The following is a 16,221-nucleotide window of genomic DNA, read 5'->3' as shown; positions in this document are numbered from 1 at the left end:
AACAAGTCATGCCCGATATCAAGATCAAACGTATTTATGACGAACCGCAGCCGAATGATGGTTTTCGGATTTTGGTCGATCGTGTTTGGCCACGCGGGATGACAAAAGAAGAAGCTGCAATTGATCTTTGGGCCAAAGACTTGGCCCCATCAACAGGGCTTCGAAAGTGGTTCGACCATGATATTGCCAAGTGGCCTGAGTTTCAGGAAAAATATCGAGACGAGCTGAAAGCCAATCAAGCAGCAATTCAAGAGGCCCTCACGAAAGCCTCTGGTGCACGCCTCACTTTACTTTTTGGTGCGAAAGACGTCGAGCACAATCAGGCGGTCGTGTTACGTGACTTCCTAATGGAGCAATCTTGAATTATTTTATTAGAAAAGAAGCCTATCTATTTATAACAGCTTAAATAAATAGCGCCCACGATGAATAAATCGTGGGCGCCAAAATATATAAAACTCAACCTTTTTGGGGCTTATCCGACCTTTACCACTTGGTATGGACTTTGAGCAAAGCCTTACGGCCTTCGCCATAGCCACAAACATAAACGCCCTGGCAGCCAGCTACATAGTCTTTGTCGAAGAGATTTGTAACGTTGAGATCAATGCCCCAATTGTCCTTTTCATAGCCGAGCTTCAGGTCAGCCAAAGTCACGGCAGGAACCTTAAGTGTGTTCTGGGCATCGGCATAAGAAGAACCGACATAGCGAATACCGCCTCCAAGCTTGACGCCTTCAAGTACGCCTTCCGGAACTTTATATTCCACGAATACGGATGCCTGCTGTTCTGGCAGAAGATATGGGCGCTTGCCGATGAGCGATGTATCGTCGTCGTCTTTGACTATCAGATCATAGGCCGTCAACGCACCTGTCAGCTTCCATGATTCATTGATATTGGCCTGTACCTCGAACTCAAAGCCGCGGGAGTTTACGCGTCCCAGCTGGCTCTTGTTACCGAATGGCCCGGTCACAACATTTTCTTTGGTGAGATCAAAGAATGAGGCCGTGATGAGACCGTCGAAAAGTTCGGGGCGATATTTTACGCCGACTTCGTACTGAATACCGGTTTCAGGTTTGGCTGGCGTAATGACGATGTTCGGAGCATCCCCAATTCGATATAGCTCGTCCAGCACCGGGTTGAAAAATGATGAGACGCTCACATAGGGCGTGAGACCATTTTCAAACTCGTAGCCGATACCTGCGCGACCTGAGAAGCGATCATTATGGTCCTTGTAGTGCGGCAAGCCCTTTGCATTTGTCGTCACATAATCATAACGACCATTCAGCGTAACGATCCAGCCGTCGCCAAACTCCATACGGTCCTGAGCATAGATACCAAACTGGTTCCGGCTCAGATCCTGATCGATATATGGATCGCGCATCGCAGGCTGTGTAGCGCCATATACCGGATCAAATGGGTTGATCAGCGTGCCATCACCGGACTGCTGCATCTGGTCGATACCAAAATAACGATACTCAGCACCAAACAGAAGATTGTGAGTCAAAGCGCCAGTTGTAACTGTGCCTTCGAGCTGGTTGTCTGCCTGAAACGTATTGATTGTCGTGTCGTGCTTGAAATTGATGCGTGACACATATGGATTTCCAGGCGCAGGTTGCGCAAGGAAACCATCATATCCGAATGCGTAAAGGCTATGTTCCTTTACATGCGCATAGCCGTAACGAACGTTCTGGCGAACAGTCCAATCATTGTCGAACTGGTGTTCGAACTCATAACCGATTTGCACCTGCTCGCGGTTATAGTCATCCAGACCCGGCTCAGTCAGATTGGTCTTGCGCGAAATCTTACCGAATTCAGTTGGAACAACGGTGCCATAATAGGGCAGGAAGCCACCGCCGTCATGTGTCAGATCAAGATGGCTATAGCTGGCCAAAATAGTAAGACTGGTCGATTCATCCGGCTTGTATTGAATACTCGGTGAAATGACGCCCCGGAATTCCTTGGAATAATCCGTGTAGTTGTCGCCGCCCTGAATCTTGCCGTTAATACGGTAATTAACGGTATCTGTTGCCTTATCGCCGATATCGAAGCCAAGGTAGCCATTGCCGTAGCTGTTAATGCCAGCCTCAAGATAACGAGTGCGCTCGCCATCAGGACGTTTGCTGATATAGTTGACGATACCGCCGGGGTTGGAACCGCCATAAAGCGCCGAAGAAGCCCCCCGTAGAACTTCAATACGCTCAAGTCCGAAGTCATCGATCAGGAAGCCACCGAAGCCATAGCTGAAGTTCTGCAAACCATCGAGATAAGTGCCGTACTGGGTTGCTTCAAAACCGCGAATGTAAATCCAGTTTGTATCATTATCCACGCCAAACGGCTGCCCCATGACGCCAGCGGTATAACGCAGAGCTTCATCGATTTTCTGCGCGCCTGTCGCATTCATCTGATCACGGCCAACAACTGCAACAGATTGCTGTATCTTTTCAATCGCAACACTATCTTTGGAGCCTGTGGTTGTGGCTTGGGGAACAAAGCCCTGAACAGGTGCAGTTCCATCGGAAGGCTTACCGTCACCAGTCTGTACGACCACCGTATCGAGACGGATTGAAGTGTTGGCGTCCTGTGCCGCAGCAGGCATCAGCGAAAGCGGTAACACGGCTAGAGCCGTTCCGCTGGCAAGCAGCACCTTAAGCGTCAGCTTCATCGATCTCGTCATGTATTCAGCCCCTCAAATAATCTGGAGAGTGCTTGCTTCAAACGAATGGCTTTTTCTGATCGCAAGAAGCTGCTGGCACTATAATTGCGTCGATTGTTCGACGCAGCAAATTAATATGAGTGTTTACATCAGGATATGACGTGAAGATTGATCGTTATTACGCCAAATTGAATGATATTTCGCTAATATACTGGGGCCTATATCAGGCCTGCAAACGCAGCCAGGCTGCCGGCGTAGTCCCTGTCAACTTCTTGAATACGCGCGTAAAATGCGCCTGATCCGAAAACCCGGTAATCGTGGCTATATGCGGCAAAGATGCACGAGGCTGCAAAAGAAACCCCTGCGCACGCTCAATACGTCGCTTCATTTGCCATGCATGAGGGGAAATTCCGGTCGAAGCTTTGAATGCACTACAGAAATAAGATTCTGAAAGCTCAGCCAGCGATGCGAGTTCCTGAAGGCGGATGATCCGGTGATAATTATCTTCGATGAAATCTGTAACGCGGCGCAACTGCCATGGTGACAGTTTGCTACTTCGCGATGGAACATCCCGGCGCACATCGAACAATTCGCTGACAAGCGCATTGATAAGACCTTCACCATAAAGATCGTGAAGCGGTGCGGGTGAAAGGCATTCATCCGCCAACAAGGATCCGATCTGCTCAATCTTTGAGTTTGAGAAGAGCAGACGAGGGCGCTCCAAATTACTTTTACTCAGCGCACCTCCAAGTCGTTGTTGAAGGACAGTCGTATCGAGATGCAGGTCGAGATGTCGTAGTTTTCCGGGTCGCGTGACACGGCTCCAGATCGTCATTCCTGCCGGGATATAGCAAAGTCGCGGCTGTTCGGTGTTCTGCACGATGGTGCGATCATTTTGCTCAGGCCGGATCGCAAGTTCCCCACGACTTTCAAGCACCAGAAAAAGCCGTGGCGCCTGTGAGACATACTCGCCTCGCGCTCCAGGACCACATTCGACCGTCCAAACATCCGCAATCGCGCCATTCCAGACACGATAATGAAGATCGTCCAGCAAGCGGACGTCCTCAATGCGGCTTGTCATATGCGGATGGAAGCCCAATAGCATTTTCCTGATTAAGCAATTTTAATATGTATATCTTCGTCAGGTTTTGCTATCAACCGGCGAAATGCTGCTTAAATGCAGAGCTGCTATCCGAAAACGGGATAAATTGATGACTTCCGCATTGTTTGAACTTGAGAATGTCAGCTTCGCAGTACCAGGGCGCACTTTGCTGCAGCCCCTCACAATGTCGATCCAAGCGGCAAGCCTAACAGCGCTCATTGGTCATAACGGATCGGGCAAGTCCACCTTGCTGAAAATTCTGGCGCGACAACATCCGGCATCAGGCGGGACGGTGCGCTTTGCAGGCAAGCCATTGAATGAGTGGGGCGACCGTGAGTTTGCTCGCAAGCTCGCCTATCTGCCTCAGCAAACAGCTGCAGCATCCGGTATGCTGGTAAAAGAGTTGGTAGCGCTTGGTCGATACCCATGGCATGGCGCTCTTGGTCGCTTCGGAGCTGTTGACCGCCAGAAGGTTGAAGAAGCCATCGAGCTCACAGGCATCGCTCCTTTCACCGACCGTATGGTCGATACGCTTTCAGGGGGCGAACGGCAGCGCGTATGGCTTGCCATGCTGGTTGCACAAGATGCCGAATGCCTGTTGCTCGACGAGCCGACATCAGCTTTGGATATCGCGCATCAGATTGAAGTGCTTTCACTTGTGCAGAAATTATCGCACGAGAAAAAACTAAGTGTGTTTGTTGTCCTTCACGACGTCAACATGGCTTCACGCTTCTGTGACGCAGTGTTTGCGCTGCATAGCGGTCGTCTTATCGCGCAGTCGACGCCAACCGGTATTATGGTGCCAGAACAGCTCGAAGAGATTTACGGCATTCCGATGGATGTCATGCGCCATGCATCGACAGGACATTTGATTGCCGCACCGCGATAATCAGCTAAATATTCAAGCTTCGGACTTGTAGTCTGAGCGGTTTATCCCGTGCCGTTGCATCTTGTCATAGAATGTTTTGCGCGGAATACCGAGAGATTCCAGTGTCTGCTGAACATCGCCATTATGCGCCGCGAGGGTCTCACGGATCAGCGAAGCTTCGTAACGCTCAAGCCGCTTTGGCAGCGTGGCTTGATCGTCTGGAACAGGAACTGTCTTCGCAGGTGTCGTGACACCAAGAGAAAATCGCTCGGCAAAATGCACGAGTTCTCGAACATTGCCGGGCCAGTTGTGTTCCATCAAATGGCGATGTGTAGCGGCATCGAGAGCTGGAATGTCCCGATTAAAACGTCGAGCTGCGCGCGCCAAAAAATGTGAGAAGAGCAGGGGAATATCTTCACGCCGTTCCCGTAGAGGTGGGATCGTCAGCGTAACCACGTTCAGCCGATAATAAAGGTCTTCGCGAAAATCACCCCGTTCCTGAGGATCGCCGAGATCGATTTTTGCAGCCGCCACAACACGAAGATCGACTGGACGGATTTCATTCGTGCCAAGCGGCGTGATTTCACGCATTTCCAAAACACGCAGAAGTTTCACCTGAGTTGCCGCAGGCATGCTTTCGATTTCATCAAGAAAGAGAGTGCCGCCGCTCGCGTGCTCGATGCGTCCGACGCGCTTTTTCTGCGCTCCCGTGAAAGCTCCTGCCTCATGACCGAACAACTCGCTTTCAATGACGGTTTCGGGCAAAGCACCACAATTAAGCGCAACGAAGTTGCCTTTTTTTCGGCGGCCCCAATCATGCAGCAACTGAGCGACGACTTCTTTGCCGCTGCCGGTTTCTCCTGCAATGAGCACATCGACATCCGTATCAGCGATATCACGGATCGTGCGGCGCAGATTTTCAATTGCCGGTGTCTGACCGATCAGAGGCATGTCGTTCTGTGCTTCATCCGCCAAATGGCGCAGGCTGCGATTTTCCAGAACAAGCTTTCGGCGCTCGCCCGCACGCAATACACTATGAACCAGTCTGTCGGTTGCAAAAGGCTTGGCGATAAAGTCGTAAGCACCATCCTGAATGGCCCGGACGGCCATTGGAATATCACCATGACCAGTAATCAGGATAACCGGCAAATCGGCGTCGATTTCGCGGATTCGGGCAAAAAGCTCCAACCCGTCGATCTGCGGCATACGCACATCTGTAACGATCACGCCTTCGAATGAGGAGTTGATTGCATTCAGCGCCTCGCTGGCGCTGCCAAAATCCAGCACTTCATAGCCCGCCAGCTCCAATGTTTGTCTGGTTGCACGGCGTAGTGCTTTGTCGTCATCGACAAGTATGACCGGAATATTCATCATGCTTTCTTGAATTCCACACGGAATAGAGTGCCATTCGCACTGCTTTTTACTGAAATCTTGCCGCCATAGTCGGTTAGAATTTCCTTGGCGATCACCAGTCCAAGCCCAAGGCCTCTTTCCTTGGATGTGTTGAATGGCGTGAATAGATTATCGAGAATATGCTGCGGAATGCCCGGGCCATTATCCGAAACCGTCAGTACAACACTCTTCGAAAGAGCTTTTGTGCGGACTTCTATGTGACCGTCATTTCCTTTGCTTTCAACTGCTTCCAACGCATTCTGAAACAGATTTATGAGAACTTGCTCAAGTCTAATTGAATGACCGAAAACACAAAGATCAGGCGCGGGAAGCTCGATGTCCAGCTGATCCATGCTGCCTGCAAAGCGACTGCGCAAAAGGACAAGTGCGCCTGAAATCACCTGAGCTAGCGGCACTGGTTCTGAAGCACGATGTCCTTTACGTGCAAAAGCACGAAGATCACCGGTGATCGTACCAATACGTTCGGTCAGAGCGGCGATTTCAGCTAAGTTTTCCGCCGCATCATCAAGTCGCTTGCGATCAAGAAACGTCCGTGCATTATCGGCATAAGCGCGGATTGTCGCGACAGGCTGGTTGATCTCATGTGCAACGCCAGCCGCAACTTGTCCCATGATCGCCAGACGGTTTGCATGTACCAGATCCTGCTGTACGCCTTGCAACATGCCTTCGGTTTTATGGTGTTCGTTTATCTCGGACTCCAGTCGGTCGCGCGCTGAAATGAGATCAAGCGTTCGCTCTGCTACACGTTGTTCGAGTTCAATTTGTCGGCGTTGCGCATCGGCAATACGTGCGGCAACACGCTGACGGCGGCGCAGCAGAATACCGGCCACGGTAGCAATACTTGCCAAGATAATGAAAACGATAAGGCGTGCCTCACGTATAGCAGCTTCCACAGGCTGCCTGATCGGCGCGAGACTATACATGAGCCAAGGTGTGCTTGGAACATGCGAGCGGATTGCCAGAAAATCTGTGCTCCGTGCCGACCCCGGCAGAATTGCATCAACCAGCACCATATCATCTCCCGCCACAGGCTTTAGCGAAAGCGGCAGAGGCTTAAGAGGCGCATCACCAAACTGTAGACTGTTGCGAATGGTTTCAACTGTTTGAGGCTGAAGTTCACCAATGGTCATAAACCGCCATGAGGGCATGGTGGTGATCAGCACTATATTTCGATTATCTGTAACGAAAGTCGGACGGCCAGTTTCATTCCAATCGCTTTCCAGCTGATCGAACGACAGTTTCACCACGACAACACCAAGTGGTCCATTTGGACCATCGACACGGCGCGAAATATAAAGGCCAGGCCGCAGGCTGACATTACCAAGCGCAAAATATTCGGCGTTTGTGTTTTTCAAAGCGTCGTTGAAATAAGGTCTGAACTTATAATCGTTGCCGACAAAACTGTCCGGCTCGCGCCAGTTACTGGCGGAGATTGCATAGCCATGAAGTCCAACAAGATAAATCACCGCCGCTTGTGTGCCTTCAGCGAGCGCTTCCAGCTTACGGTTGAGCTGATCGATAGCCACCGCACTTGGCATTGCAAGCGCGTCGGCTAGCTCCTTGTCTTTGGAAAGGACCAGAGGTAGTGCGCGTTGCTTCTCAAGAACGGTTCGGAGGAGGGCCGTATTCAGATTTGCATCGATCCGGGTCTGCTCACCCAGTGAAAGCAAAGCACGATCACGCGCAGCATCGCCTACAACCCAGAAAGCCAGTGCAAAAATTGCAGCACAAATCGCACCAAATATCCACCATGTCCGGCGATTATTGGCGGGCAGCGAAATTGCTTCAATTGTAGAAACCGATGCTTCATTCATGAAATCGATTGTGCATTAATCCGCACCGCATGAAAAGTAATATGTGCGATAATTCGCACAAACAGAAGAAAAAGACTCCCAACTAATTACTATTATATAATTATTTCAATAGCTTAATTCTAATAACAAAAACTGGCACGCAGCTTGCAATCATGATGTCAACAGCAGCGGGAGCTGTTGAACGACAGACTAGTGGCTCGGGAGGCTGGATGAGATCCGGGCTGAGCCGAACGGAGGACATCATGATCGCTGTACCGTCAGGCGCTGTGGCCGAGCCACGCCGCCCAATCCCTTTTTACAAGCACCTCTATGTGCAGGTTCTGGTAGCCATTGCTGCCGGTATTCTTCTTGGTCATTTTTATCCGGAGCTTGGCACGCAGCTAAAGCCACTGGGTGACGCTTTCATCAAGCTGGTGAAGATGATCATTGCCCCGGTAATCTTCCTGACCGTCGCGACCGGCATTGCCGGCATGACTGACATGAAGAAGGTGGGGCGCGTGGCCGGTAAGGCCATGATCTACTTCCTGACTTTTTCGACGCTTGCGTTGATCATTGGCCTTATCGTTGCCAATGTTGTGCAGCCGGGCGCAGGAATGCACATCGATCCTTCGTCGCTCGATCCGAAGGCAGTTGCAAACTACGCCGAAAAAGCTCACGAACAGACGATTACCGGCTTTCTGAGCAACATCATCCCAACCACCATCGTTGGCGCCTTCGCGTCTGGCGATATCCTTCAGGTTCTTTTCTTCTCGGTCCTGTTTGGTATTTCGCTCGCCATGGTTGGCGATAAAGGCAAGCCAGTCACCGACTTCCTACAGATGCTCACAGCACCTGTCTTCAAGCTGGTTTCGATCCTGATGAAGGCGGCTCCGATTGGTGCGTTCGGCGCCATGGCTTTCACCATCGGCAAATATGGTATCGGCTCGATTGCCAATCTGGCCTTGCTGATCGCGACGTTCTACATCACAGCTTTGCTATTCGTTCTGATCGTGCTTGGCGCGGTTGCACGCTATAACGGCTTCTCAATCCTGGCACTTATTCGCTACATCAAAGAAGAGCTCCTGCTGGTGCTTGGCACTTCATCGTCAGAAGCTGCTCTGCCAAGCCTCATGGACAAGATGGAAAAAGCGGGCTGTAAGCGCTCGGTCGTGGGCCTTGTCATTCCAACTGGCTATTCGTTCAACCTTGATGGCACGAATATCTACATGACGCTTGCTGCACTGTTCATCGCACAGGCAACGGATATTCCGCTTTCGCTCACTGATCAGATCCTGCTGCTTCTCGTGGCAATGCTTAGCTCGAAGGGCGCTGCTGGTATCACCGGTGCAGGCTTCATCACGCTTGCTGCAACGCTTTCGGTTGTTCCGGCAGTGCCGGTTGCTGGTATGGCGCTGATCCTCGGCATTGATCGCTTCATGTCGGAATGCCGTGCACTGACCAATCTCGTCGGCAATGCCGTTGCAACCATCGTTGTGGCACGTTGGGAAAACGAACTCGATACTGACATGCTGGCAGCAGCAATGAAGGGCGATGTGATCGACGTTCAGGGCACACCGGTTCTCGAACCGGCGGAATAATTGGGCTGATCTTCTTTCTCAGGCAACCGGAACGGCCCGCTTTTGGCGGGCCGTTTTGTTTATTTGTTATCTTCGGCAGCTTTGCCCTGAGTAATCAGGCGCGCACTGTGCTGCCCAGATATAAATGTCCAGAGCCAACTCCATGCAACGGCTGCGCGACTACGCGTGCCGATCAGGAAGAAAATATGGGCGATGCCCCATACCCACCAGGCAATTGCGCCTTTAAGCTTGATCCGCCCCATATCAACCACGGCAGCACCTCGACCAATAGTCGCGAGATTGCCCTGATGACGATAACGAAACGGCGCTGGAGCCGCACTACTTGAAACGCGACTGCGAATAACCTTTGCAATATAAGCGCCTTGCTGTTTTGCGGCAGGCGCAATACCCGGCACAGGCTTTCCGTCAGGTCCTTCAACCCAGGCTGTATCGCCAATCGCAAAGATGTTTTCGTGTCCCGGCACCGTAAGATCGGAAAGCACGCGAACGCGGCCTGCACGATCGCTTTCCGCTCCGAGCCATGAAGCTGCAGGCGATGCGGCGACACCAGCAGCCCAGATAGCGGTTTTGCAGGGAATAAACTCTTCGCCAACGGTCACGCCATCTTCCGTGATCTCCTTGACAGGTACGCCGAGACGCACTTCTACGCCGATCTTCTGAAGAGCATTTTGTGCGTAAGTCGATAAGTCTTCTGGAAATGCAGCCAGAATGCGTGGCCCTGCCTCCACCAGCAGCACACGCGCCTCACGCGTATCGATATTGCGGAACTCAGGCCACATTGTCTGCTTGGCCAGCTCTGCGATAATGCCTGCCAGCTCTACGCCAGTTGGTCCCCCACCAACTACCGAGAAAGTAAGCAGTGCCTGCCGTCTCTCTGGATCTGTTTCGCGCTCTGCGCGTTCAAAAGCCAAAAGCAAGCGGCGGCGAATGGTCGTAGCGTCCTCCAACGCTTTAAGACCGGGTGCCAGCTTTTCCCATTGATCATTGCCGAAATAGGCGTGCCGTGCGCCAGTGGCCAGGACGAGCGTGTCATAATCAATCTTCGTGCCGTCTTCGAGCCGCACCTGTTTTGCGGATGCATCGACGCCCACGACAGTGCCAAGCAATGTCGTCACTTCCTTACGATCACGGAAAAGATGGCGAATTGGCCAGGCTATTTCCGATGTAGCGAGGATCGTTGTTGCAACTTGATAAAGCAGCGGCTGAAAAAGATGATGATTGCGTTGATCGACAAGGGTTATGCGAACATTGGCACCTTTGAGATCATGAATTAATTGCAGGCCTCCGAAGCCTGCACCAACGACGAGGATATGGGGGGTATCCGGTCCGTTCATTGAAGTTATACCACCTGAGGTTGGCGTGAACCCGAGTCACGCTTTTCGTACGATAGTTGCACTTCGCAAACTAACGTTATCAGGCAGATGGTAAAGAGCCTAACGGCAAAGTGACATTAATTCTTGACGAAATAATTCAAGATTATTGCCGGAGAACGTGCTTTCGAGTTTTGCATGAGCCGATGTCCAAATAGGAACAGCTGATGCAAGAACCGTTTGTCCTTCAGATGTAAGCAAAAGAAGGCGTTGGCGGCGATCGTCGGGATTTACGACAATCTCCACCCAGCCATTGCGCTGCAAAGGCTTCAATGCTGCGGTGAGGGTGGTTTGATCCATGGCCAATAGTTCAGCCACCGGCTTCATAGGCGGCGGGCTGGGACGATTTAATGCCATTAGAAGCGAAAACTGACCATTATTGAGACCAGAAGGGCGAAGTTCCTCGTCAAAATAACGGGCAAGCGCACGGGCTGCACGCTGAACATGCAAACAAAGACAGGTATCACGCACAAGAAGCGTGGTTTCAAACGGAACGGCGCGACTATCTGGCATTACTTAGTAATGTTGATATCAATCTATTTCGTCAAGCCAGTTAGTAAGCCACGTCATTAACGCGCATTCCGAAAAGTGTGAAACGGTTTTCGGACAGAGTTGCGCGTTAAACAGATGCCTAGAGCTCCGATCTGATCCAATCGGATCAATGTTCCGACATTCGAAGCTTTCAGGCGCAATCTGAATTACCGCTTAGAAATCATCACCATGATGCATGTGACGAAGGTAAGCGAAAGCAGTTCCGGCCAGAACCGGCAGAATGACAAGCGCCATCCAAAATATAATGTTGCTCATTTTTCCCTCCCTTTTACCAACAGTTTACCATACCAGGCGGATAAAAGAAAAACGCGTAATGCGACGGCTTGTTCCGCGCATGTATAAAGACAGTTCTTTTCGTCTTGGAGACGCTCTTTAAACCGGAGCAACTTTGCGCGTTAAATTGTTAGAATAAAATTCCATCACAGCCGAGTTACAAGCACTCAAACACTATTGCCAGGACGCAGGAGTTTGAGTAGAAGTAGCGTCACATCAAGAGTTGGGGCGACGCCCAACGCCAACCTGCCTTTCCGGGCAAGGTGGTACTTCCTAAAATGGAAGGATGTGGCCAACCGGCAAATATACGGATCAAGCCACACGCGTCTGCTCTGACATAACGAAGGACTGACGCGACATGCCTATTAAAATTCCTGACGATCTGCCCGCAACCAGTGTTCTCGAAGCCGAGGGCGTTATGGTCATGCGTGAGGCAGATGCTATCCGTCAGGATATCAGGCCGCTGAAAATCGGCCTTCTCAATCTAATGCCAAACAAGGTCACGACAGAGACGCAGATTGCGCGTCTTCTGGGTTCAACTCCATTGCAGCTGGAATTGACGCTTGTTCGCATCACCAATCACGTAGCGCGTCATACGCCTGCAGATCACATGCTTTCTTTCTATCGGCCTTGGGAAGAGGTGCGGGACGAACGTTTCGACGGCTTTGTGATTACCGGTGCGCCAGTCGAGCGTATGCCGTTTGAAGAAGTCACATATTGGGACGAAATGCAGCGTGTCTTCGACTGGACACAGACCCATGTTCATCGGTCGCTCAATATCTGCTGGGCGGCACAGGCGGCTGTGCATCATTTTCATGGCATGAGCAAATATGACCTGCCCGGTAAAGCGTCAGGCGTTTATAGCCAACAAAACCTTGCTCCAGCATCGCCTTACCTGCGCGGATTTTCCGACGACTTTGCAATTCCTGTTTCTCGTTGGACGGAAGTGCGCAAAGACGACATCCCGGTAGATAGCAATCTGAAGGTTCTCGTCGATAGCCCTGAAAGCGGTCTTTGCTTGCTGGAAGACCCAAAGCACCGCGCACTTCATATGTTCAATCACGTCGAATACGATACGACGTCGCTTGCTGATGAATATTTCCGGGATATCCAGCTGCAACCAGATACACCCGTGCCAGCCAACTATTTCCCAAGCGACGACGCAAGCCGCAAACCACAGAACTGCTGGCGAGGCCATGCACATCTACTTTTCGGGAACTGGATCAATGAGATGTATCAATCGACGCCGTATGATCTGGCAAAGATCGGCAAGCCTGATTGAGCTTGCTGAGAATCTATAAATCAATATAAAACAGAATATTAGAGCGCTAATCTAAATTATCAGATTAGCGCTCCCTCAATTTTGACCCCAGAATTCAGCTCGCGAAACGTCCGATCCACTGGTGCCACTGGTCTTCACTTCCGTGGAAGACATTCAGATCGATCTTACCGTTCACGCCTTGCGACAATCCTGAGCCGGAATACTGCCAGAAGACCCAGCGACGGCCCGGATAGACCTTGGATGGATGTTGCGCGACAGCACGCAGCCAGAACGGATAATCGGTAAACGCACCCTTCAAATTATCATCGTAAAAATCTGGTGCGGTGTAGATAACCGGACGCTTGCCATAATGGCGCTCAAGCGCATCCATGAAAACCTGCATCTTTTCACGCACCTGAGTAGGCGATGGACGACGCTTGCAAGACGAGTCGCCGTTCCATTCAACGTCGATAACCGGCGGCAGCGCATCTGGATCAACCGGCACGTTGCGAATGAACCAATCAGCCTGCTGACTGGCTACGCGGCACCAATAGAAGAAGTGATACGCACCACGCTTCAAGCCTGCAGCCTTGGCATCACGCCAGTTCTTGCGGAACATTGGATCGAGATGATCGCCGCCATCGGTCGCTTTGATATAGGCAAAATTCGCACCGTTCTGTCGCAACGTTGCCCAGTCAATGTCTCCCTGCCAACGCGAAATATCTACACCATGCACTGCATGCCTGCGTGGCGAAACACTACCGAAGTTGATCGGCTTCGCATCGCGGAAGCGCTGGCTGTAGACCTTATTGCGCGTTTGGCGATCAAGGCGAACAGGTGGGTAAGCCGCGACTTCCGGCTTGGGAACCGAGATTGGAGCCACCACACGCTGCTCTGGACGCTGCGTCAATGGTGCAGGCGGCTCGTTTTTAAATGGGCCCGCATCAGGAACCGGACCAGCCCAGGCAAGAACTTCTTCCTGTGGTGCGGATGGCATTGATTGCGGGGCTCTCGCCATTTCGGTCAAAGGTGCAGAAGGCCTGACAACCGAGCTGGTCAGCTCTGCAGATGGCTGCGGCATGATACTGTCGATGCCGGAACTAGACGTGCAACCCGCCAAAGCGGTGCAGGCAAGGGCAATTGCTGACACAACCGAAAAACGCATGATACCCGTACACAAAACTCAGGCGCTCTACAGCCAAACCAAAACTGGTTGCAGAAATGCCATCAACCAACACCCGCAACGCTCCTCCCGAGCTATTTGCTAACCAAAGATTACCGCCAAAAGCTGAATCCAAAGTTTACGAAATGCTTAAACGGGCCGGGGTGAAAATGATTTCTGTGTTTTTGCGCTTATAATTTTTGCGAACTGTTTCAGGCACGCTTCGCTGGAAGATCGAAGTCCTGCGGAAAGAACTGTTCCGCATAAGGCTTTGGCTTAACGCTCTCAATCTGAAGCATCAGCTCGGCGATCTTTTCGGGGCTTGAAATACCGCATTCATAGATTTGGATAATTTCGCGCGACATCTCATCCTTTTGCGGAGAGGTGATCGGGCAGCGTCCGAGAACTTCACACGTCTTTAGATAGGCCGCCTGCAACTGTTCGAGCTCAGCGGGCTTGAAACGCTTAAAATAATAATCTCTCGAAAACGGCATATTGTTTCATTCGCAGTCTGGTCGTGATTGACCGGATTTCATAACCTGTGACGATACTTTTCAAGGCATGTCTTTAGTAAAACTGAACACTTTACTATCATACTTAGGGATAGTTTACATTCAGTAACTGGTTTCAACTGCGCATAAGTTCTACTCGCGCTGCGATTGCAGCAATTTTTTCTGGATCATGTTCACCAGATTCATATGTCCTGATGATCGCACGGGCGAGTTCGTTTTTCGCCTCATGGGTTGTCGGGCAGCGGTCTAACATGGCACAGCTGCGGTTATAGGCGGCTTGCAGAACTTGCAAGTCCTCAGGCGTGAACGTTCCGCGATATTGGCTGCCTCTAAATGGCATTTTTGCTCTCCCCAACTTTTTGATTGAAGCTCGAATTTAAGAGGAAAGCAACTGCATTTTGATGGCGAGGTGATATACCAGCTTTGGAAGGCTAGCGGCCAGCTTCAAACCTTCACAAGACAAAGCGTGGTCGCTATAAACTTAAGTAAAAGCTCAATTAAAAGGATAAGATAGTGAAAATCGGCGTCGTTACAGTCTCAGACCGTGCAAGCCGCGGCGAATACGATGATTTGAGCGGTCCTGCTATCGAAAACTGGCTAAAAAGCGCGATTGTAACGCCTTACGAAATTGTTAGACGCGTCATTCCAGATGGTATGGAATCCGTGCGTGATACGCTTATCGATCTCGTCGATAATGTTGGGTGCGATTTGATCCTGACAACAGGCGGAACTGGCCCAAGCCCGCGCGATGAAACACCGGAGGCGATGAAGGCTGTTCTGCATAAGGAACTGCCGGGTTTTGGTGAACAAATGCGTCGTGCAAGTCTTGAGCAGACGCCGACAGCCGTTCTTTCGCGCCAGACGGCAGGCAGCCGTGGCAAAAGCTTCATTCTCAATCTGCCGGGTAAGCCAGTCTCGATCGCTATCACACTGCAGGCCGTATTCCCAGCCATCCCTTATTGTCTCGATCTTATTGGTGCAGGGCGTATCGAAACCGATCCAGCAGTCGTCAAAGCACATCGTCCCGGTTGAAGCTCGCGGATTATCGCGAGCAATTAATCCGCTGTCGCGACGCAATTGCGCAACCCAGCTTTGCGCTTTTGCATAAATTGCACACTTGCATTTCCCTGATTTGAAGCCGACTATTGGTGAAAAAGAAGGGGAACTAAGTGAAGCCATTTGATGAGATGCTCAACCATGGCGGGAGTGTTCGCCAACCTTATGAATTTCTCAAGCAGTGGCTAGACCAGCAGGATCAGCACAAACTTCTGCAAAAAACACATGATGCGGAAAGCGTTTTTCGAAAAACCGGCATCACCTTTGCGGTCTATGGTGATCAGGACGCTGCGGAACGGCTTATTCCGTTCGATATTATTCCGCGTATCATTTCCGGCCAGGAATGGCGAAGGCTATCGCAAGGGATCGAACAGCGCGTGATGGCGCTCAACGCTTTTCTTGATGATATTTATCATCGTCAGGAAATAGTCCGGGCAGGGCGCATTCCAAAGGAACTCATCACCAATAATGAGGCATTTCTGCCCGAAATGATCGGATTTCGTCCGCCGGGCAATGTCTACACGCATATTATCGGTGTTGATATCGTGCGGACGGCTGAAAACCAGTTTTACGTGCTGGAAGACAATGCGCGCACGCCTTCCGGCGTTTCCT

At 51.1% G+C, this 16,221-nt stretch carries 15 protein-coding genes and 1 riboswitch; of the genes, 6 read left to right on the top strand and 9 right to left on the bottom strand.

Annotation, left to right across the window (positions count from 1 at the left end; genetic code table 11):
* Positions 1 to 8 precede the first annotated feature (8 nt).
* Complete coding sequence (locus tag RT142_RS06565; protein ID WP_105519578.1) at positions 9 to 362, top strand: DUF488 domain-containing protein; 354 nt, start codon at positions 9 to 11, stop codon at positions 360 to 362.
* Between the two features lie 121 nt (positions 363 to 483).
* Here RT142_RS06565 and RT142_RS06560 read toward each other — a convergent pair whose 3' ends face one another.
* On the bottom strand, positions 484 to 2,670 hold the full coding sequence (locus tag RT142_RS06560) for a TonB-dependent siderophore receptor (protein WP_313028041.1): 2,187 nt from the start codon (positions 2,668 to 2,670) through the stop codon (positions 484 to 486).
* A gap of 202 nt (positions 2,671 to 2,872) precedes the next feature.
* Complete coding sequence (locus RT142_RS06555) at positions 2,873 to 3,703, bottom strand: helix-turn-helix transcriptional regulator (RefSeq protein ID WP_237853864.1); 831 nt, start codon at positions 3,701 to 3,703, stop codon at positions 2,873 to 2,875.
* Positions 3,704 to 3,860: 157 nt separating this feature from the next.
* Between RT142_RS06555 and RT142_RS06550 the strand changes: the two genes are divergently transcribed.
* Positions 3,861 to 4,640, top strand: coding sequence for an ATP-binding cassette domain-containing protein (locus tag RT142_RS06550; protein WP_094544720.1), 780 nt, complete (start codon positions 3,861 to 3,863; stop codon positions 4,638 to 4,640).
* Positions 4,641 to 4,652: 12 nt separating this feature from the next.
* On the opposite strand, the gene RT142_RS06545 is transcribed toward RT142_RS06550, so the two are convergent.
* Together RT142_RS06545 and RT142_RS06540 are read right to left on the bottom strand one after the other, a co-directional pair.
* On the bottom strand, positions 4,653 to 5,993 hold the full coding sequence (locus RT142_RS06545; RefSeq protein WP_313028038.1) for a sigma-54 dependent transcriptional regulator: 1,341 nt from the start codon (positions 5,991 to 5,993) through the stop codon (positions 4,653 to 4,655).
* Positions 5,990 to 7,846 (bottom strand): ATP-binding protein, encoded by a 1,857-nt coding sequence (locus RT142_RS06540; protein ID WP_113158101.1) that lies wholly within the window; start codon positions 7,844 to 7,846, stop codon positions 5,990 to 5,992. The genes RT142_RS06545 and RT142_RS06540 overlap by 4 nt, the downstream gene beginning before the upstream one ends.
* A 242-nt stretch (positions 7,847 to 8,088) precedes the next feature.
* Between RT142_RS06540 and RT142_RS06535 the strand changes: the two genes are divergently transcribed.
* Positions 8,089 to 9,423, top strand: coding sequence for a dicarboxylate/amino acid:cation symporter (locus RT142_RS06535; RefSeq protein WP_079213813.1), 1,335 nt, complete (start codon positions 8,089 to 8,091; stop codon positions 9,421 to 9,423).
* A gap of 59 nt (positions 9,424 to 9,482) precedes the next feature.
* On the opposite strand, the gene RT142_RS06530 is transcribed toward RT142_RS06535, so the two are convergent.
* Both RT142_RS06530 and RT142_RS06525 read right to left on the bottom strand, forming a co-directional pair.
* Entirely contained in the window at positions 9,483 to 10,757 is a 1,275-nt protein-coding gene (locus RT142_RS06530; protein WP_112806652.1) for an NAD(P)/FAD-dependent oxidoreductase, read from the bottom strand.
* A gap of 99 nt (positions 10,758 to 10,856) precedes the next feature.
* Positions 10,857 to 11,306 carry a MarR family winged helix-turn-helix transcriptional regulator gene (locus RT142_RS06525; protein WP_007879241.1) on the bottom strand — a complete coding sequence of 150 codons (450 nt, stop codon included), beginning with the start codon at positions 11,304 to 11,306 and terminating at the stop codon, positions 10,857 to 10,859.
* A 520-nt stretch (positions 11,307 to 11,826) separates the two neighbouring features.
* Positions 11,827 to 11,935: riboswitch (SAM-I-IV-variant riboswitch) on the top strand.
* Positions 11,936 to 11,976: 41 nt separating this feature from the next.
* Between RT142_RS06525 and metA the strand changes: the two genes are divergently transcribed.
* Positions 11,977 to 12,900 (top strand): homoserine O-succinyltransferase, encoded by a 924-nt coding sequence (gene metA / locus RT142_RS06520; protein WP_007879233.1) that lies wholly within the window; start codon positions 11,977 to 11,979, stop codon positions 12,898 to 12,900.
* A 94-nt stretch (positions 12,901 to 12,994) separates the two neighbouring features.
* Here metA and RT142_RS06515 read toward each other — a convergent pair whose 3' ends face one another.
* The 3 genes from RT142_RS06515 to RT142_RS06505 form a co-directional block, all read right to left on the bottom strand.
* Positions 12,995 to 14,044: a GH25 family lysozyme gene (locus RT142_RS06515; protein WP_313028034.1), complete on the bottom strand. Its 1,050-nt coding sequence runs from the start codon at positions 14,042 to 14,044 to the stop codon at positions 12,995 to 12,997.
* A 209-nt stretch (positions 14,045 to 14,253) separates the two neighbouring features.
* Positions 14,254 to 14,535: a hypothetical protein gene (locus RT142_RS06510; protein ID WP_007879219.1), complete on the bottom strand. Its 282-nt coding sequence runs from the start codon at positions 14,533 to 14,535 to the stop codon at positions 14,254 to 14,256.
* A 133-nt stretch (positions 14,536 to 14,668) separates the two neighbouring features.
* Complete coding sequence (locus RT142_RS06505; RefSeq protein WP_007879218.1) at positions 14,669 to 14,893, bottom strand: hypothetical protein; 225 nt, start codon at positions 14,891 to 14,893, stop codon at positions 14,669 to 14,671.
* 173 nt (positions 14,894 to 15,066) lie between these two features.
* Here RT142_RS06505 and mog point away from each other — a divergent pair, with 173 nt between their 5' ends.
* On the top strand, positions 15,067 to 15,585 hold the full coding sequence (gene mog / locus RT142_RS06500) for a molybdopterin adenylyltransferase (RefSeq protein ID WP_313028033.1): 519 nt from the start codon (positions 15,067 to 15,069) through the stop codon (positions 15,583 to 15,585).
* A 137-nt stretch (positions 15,586 to 15,722) separates the two neighbouring features.
* A partial coding sequence (locus RT142_RS06495; protein WP_313028031.1) for a circularly permuted type 2 ATP-grasp protein occupies positions 15,723 to 16,221 on the top strand: 499 nt, incomplete at its 3' end.

It is taken from the genome of Brucella sp. (assembly GCF_032066345.1).
GTDB classification, from domain to species: domain Bacteria; phylum Pseudomonadota; class Alphaproteobacteria; order Rhizobiales; family Rhizobiaceae; genus Brucella; species Brucella pseudogrignonensis.
The sequence above is the reverse complement of the archived record's forward strand: the minus strand, read 5'-3'. Positions and strand labels throughout refer to the sequence as shown.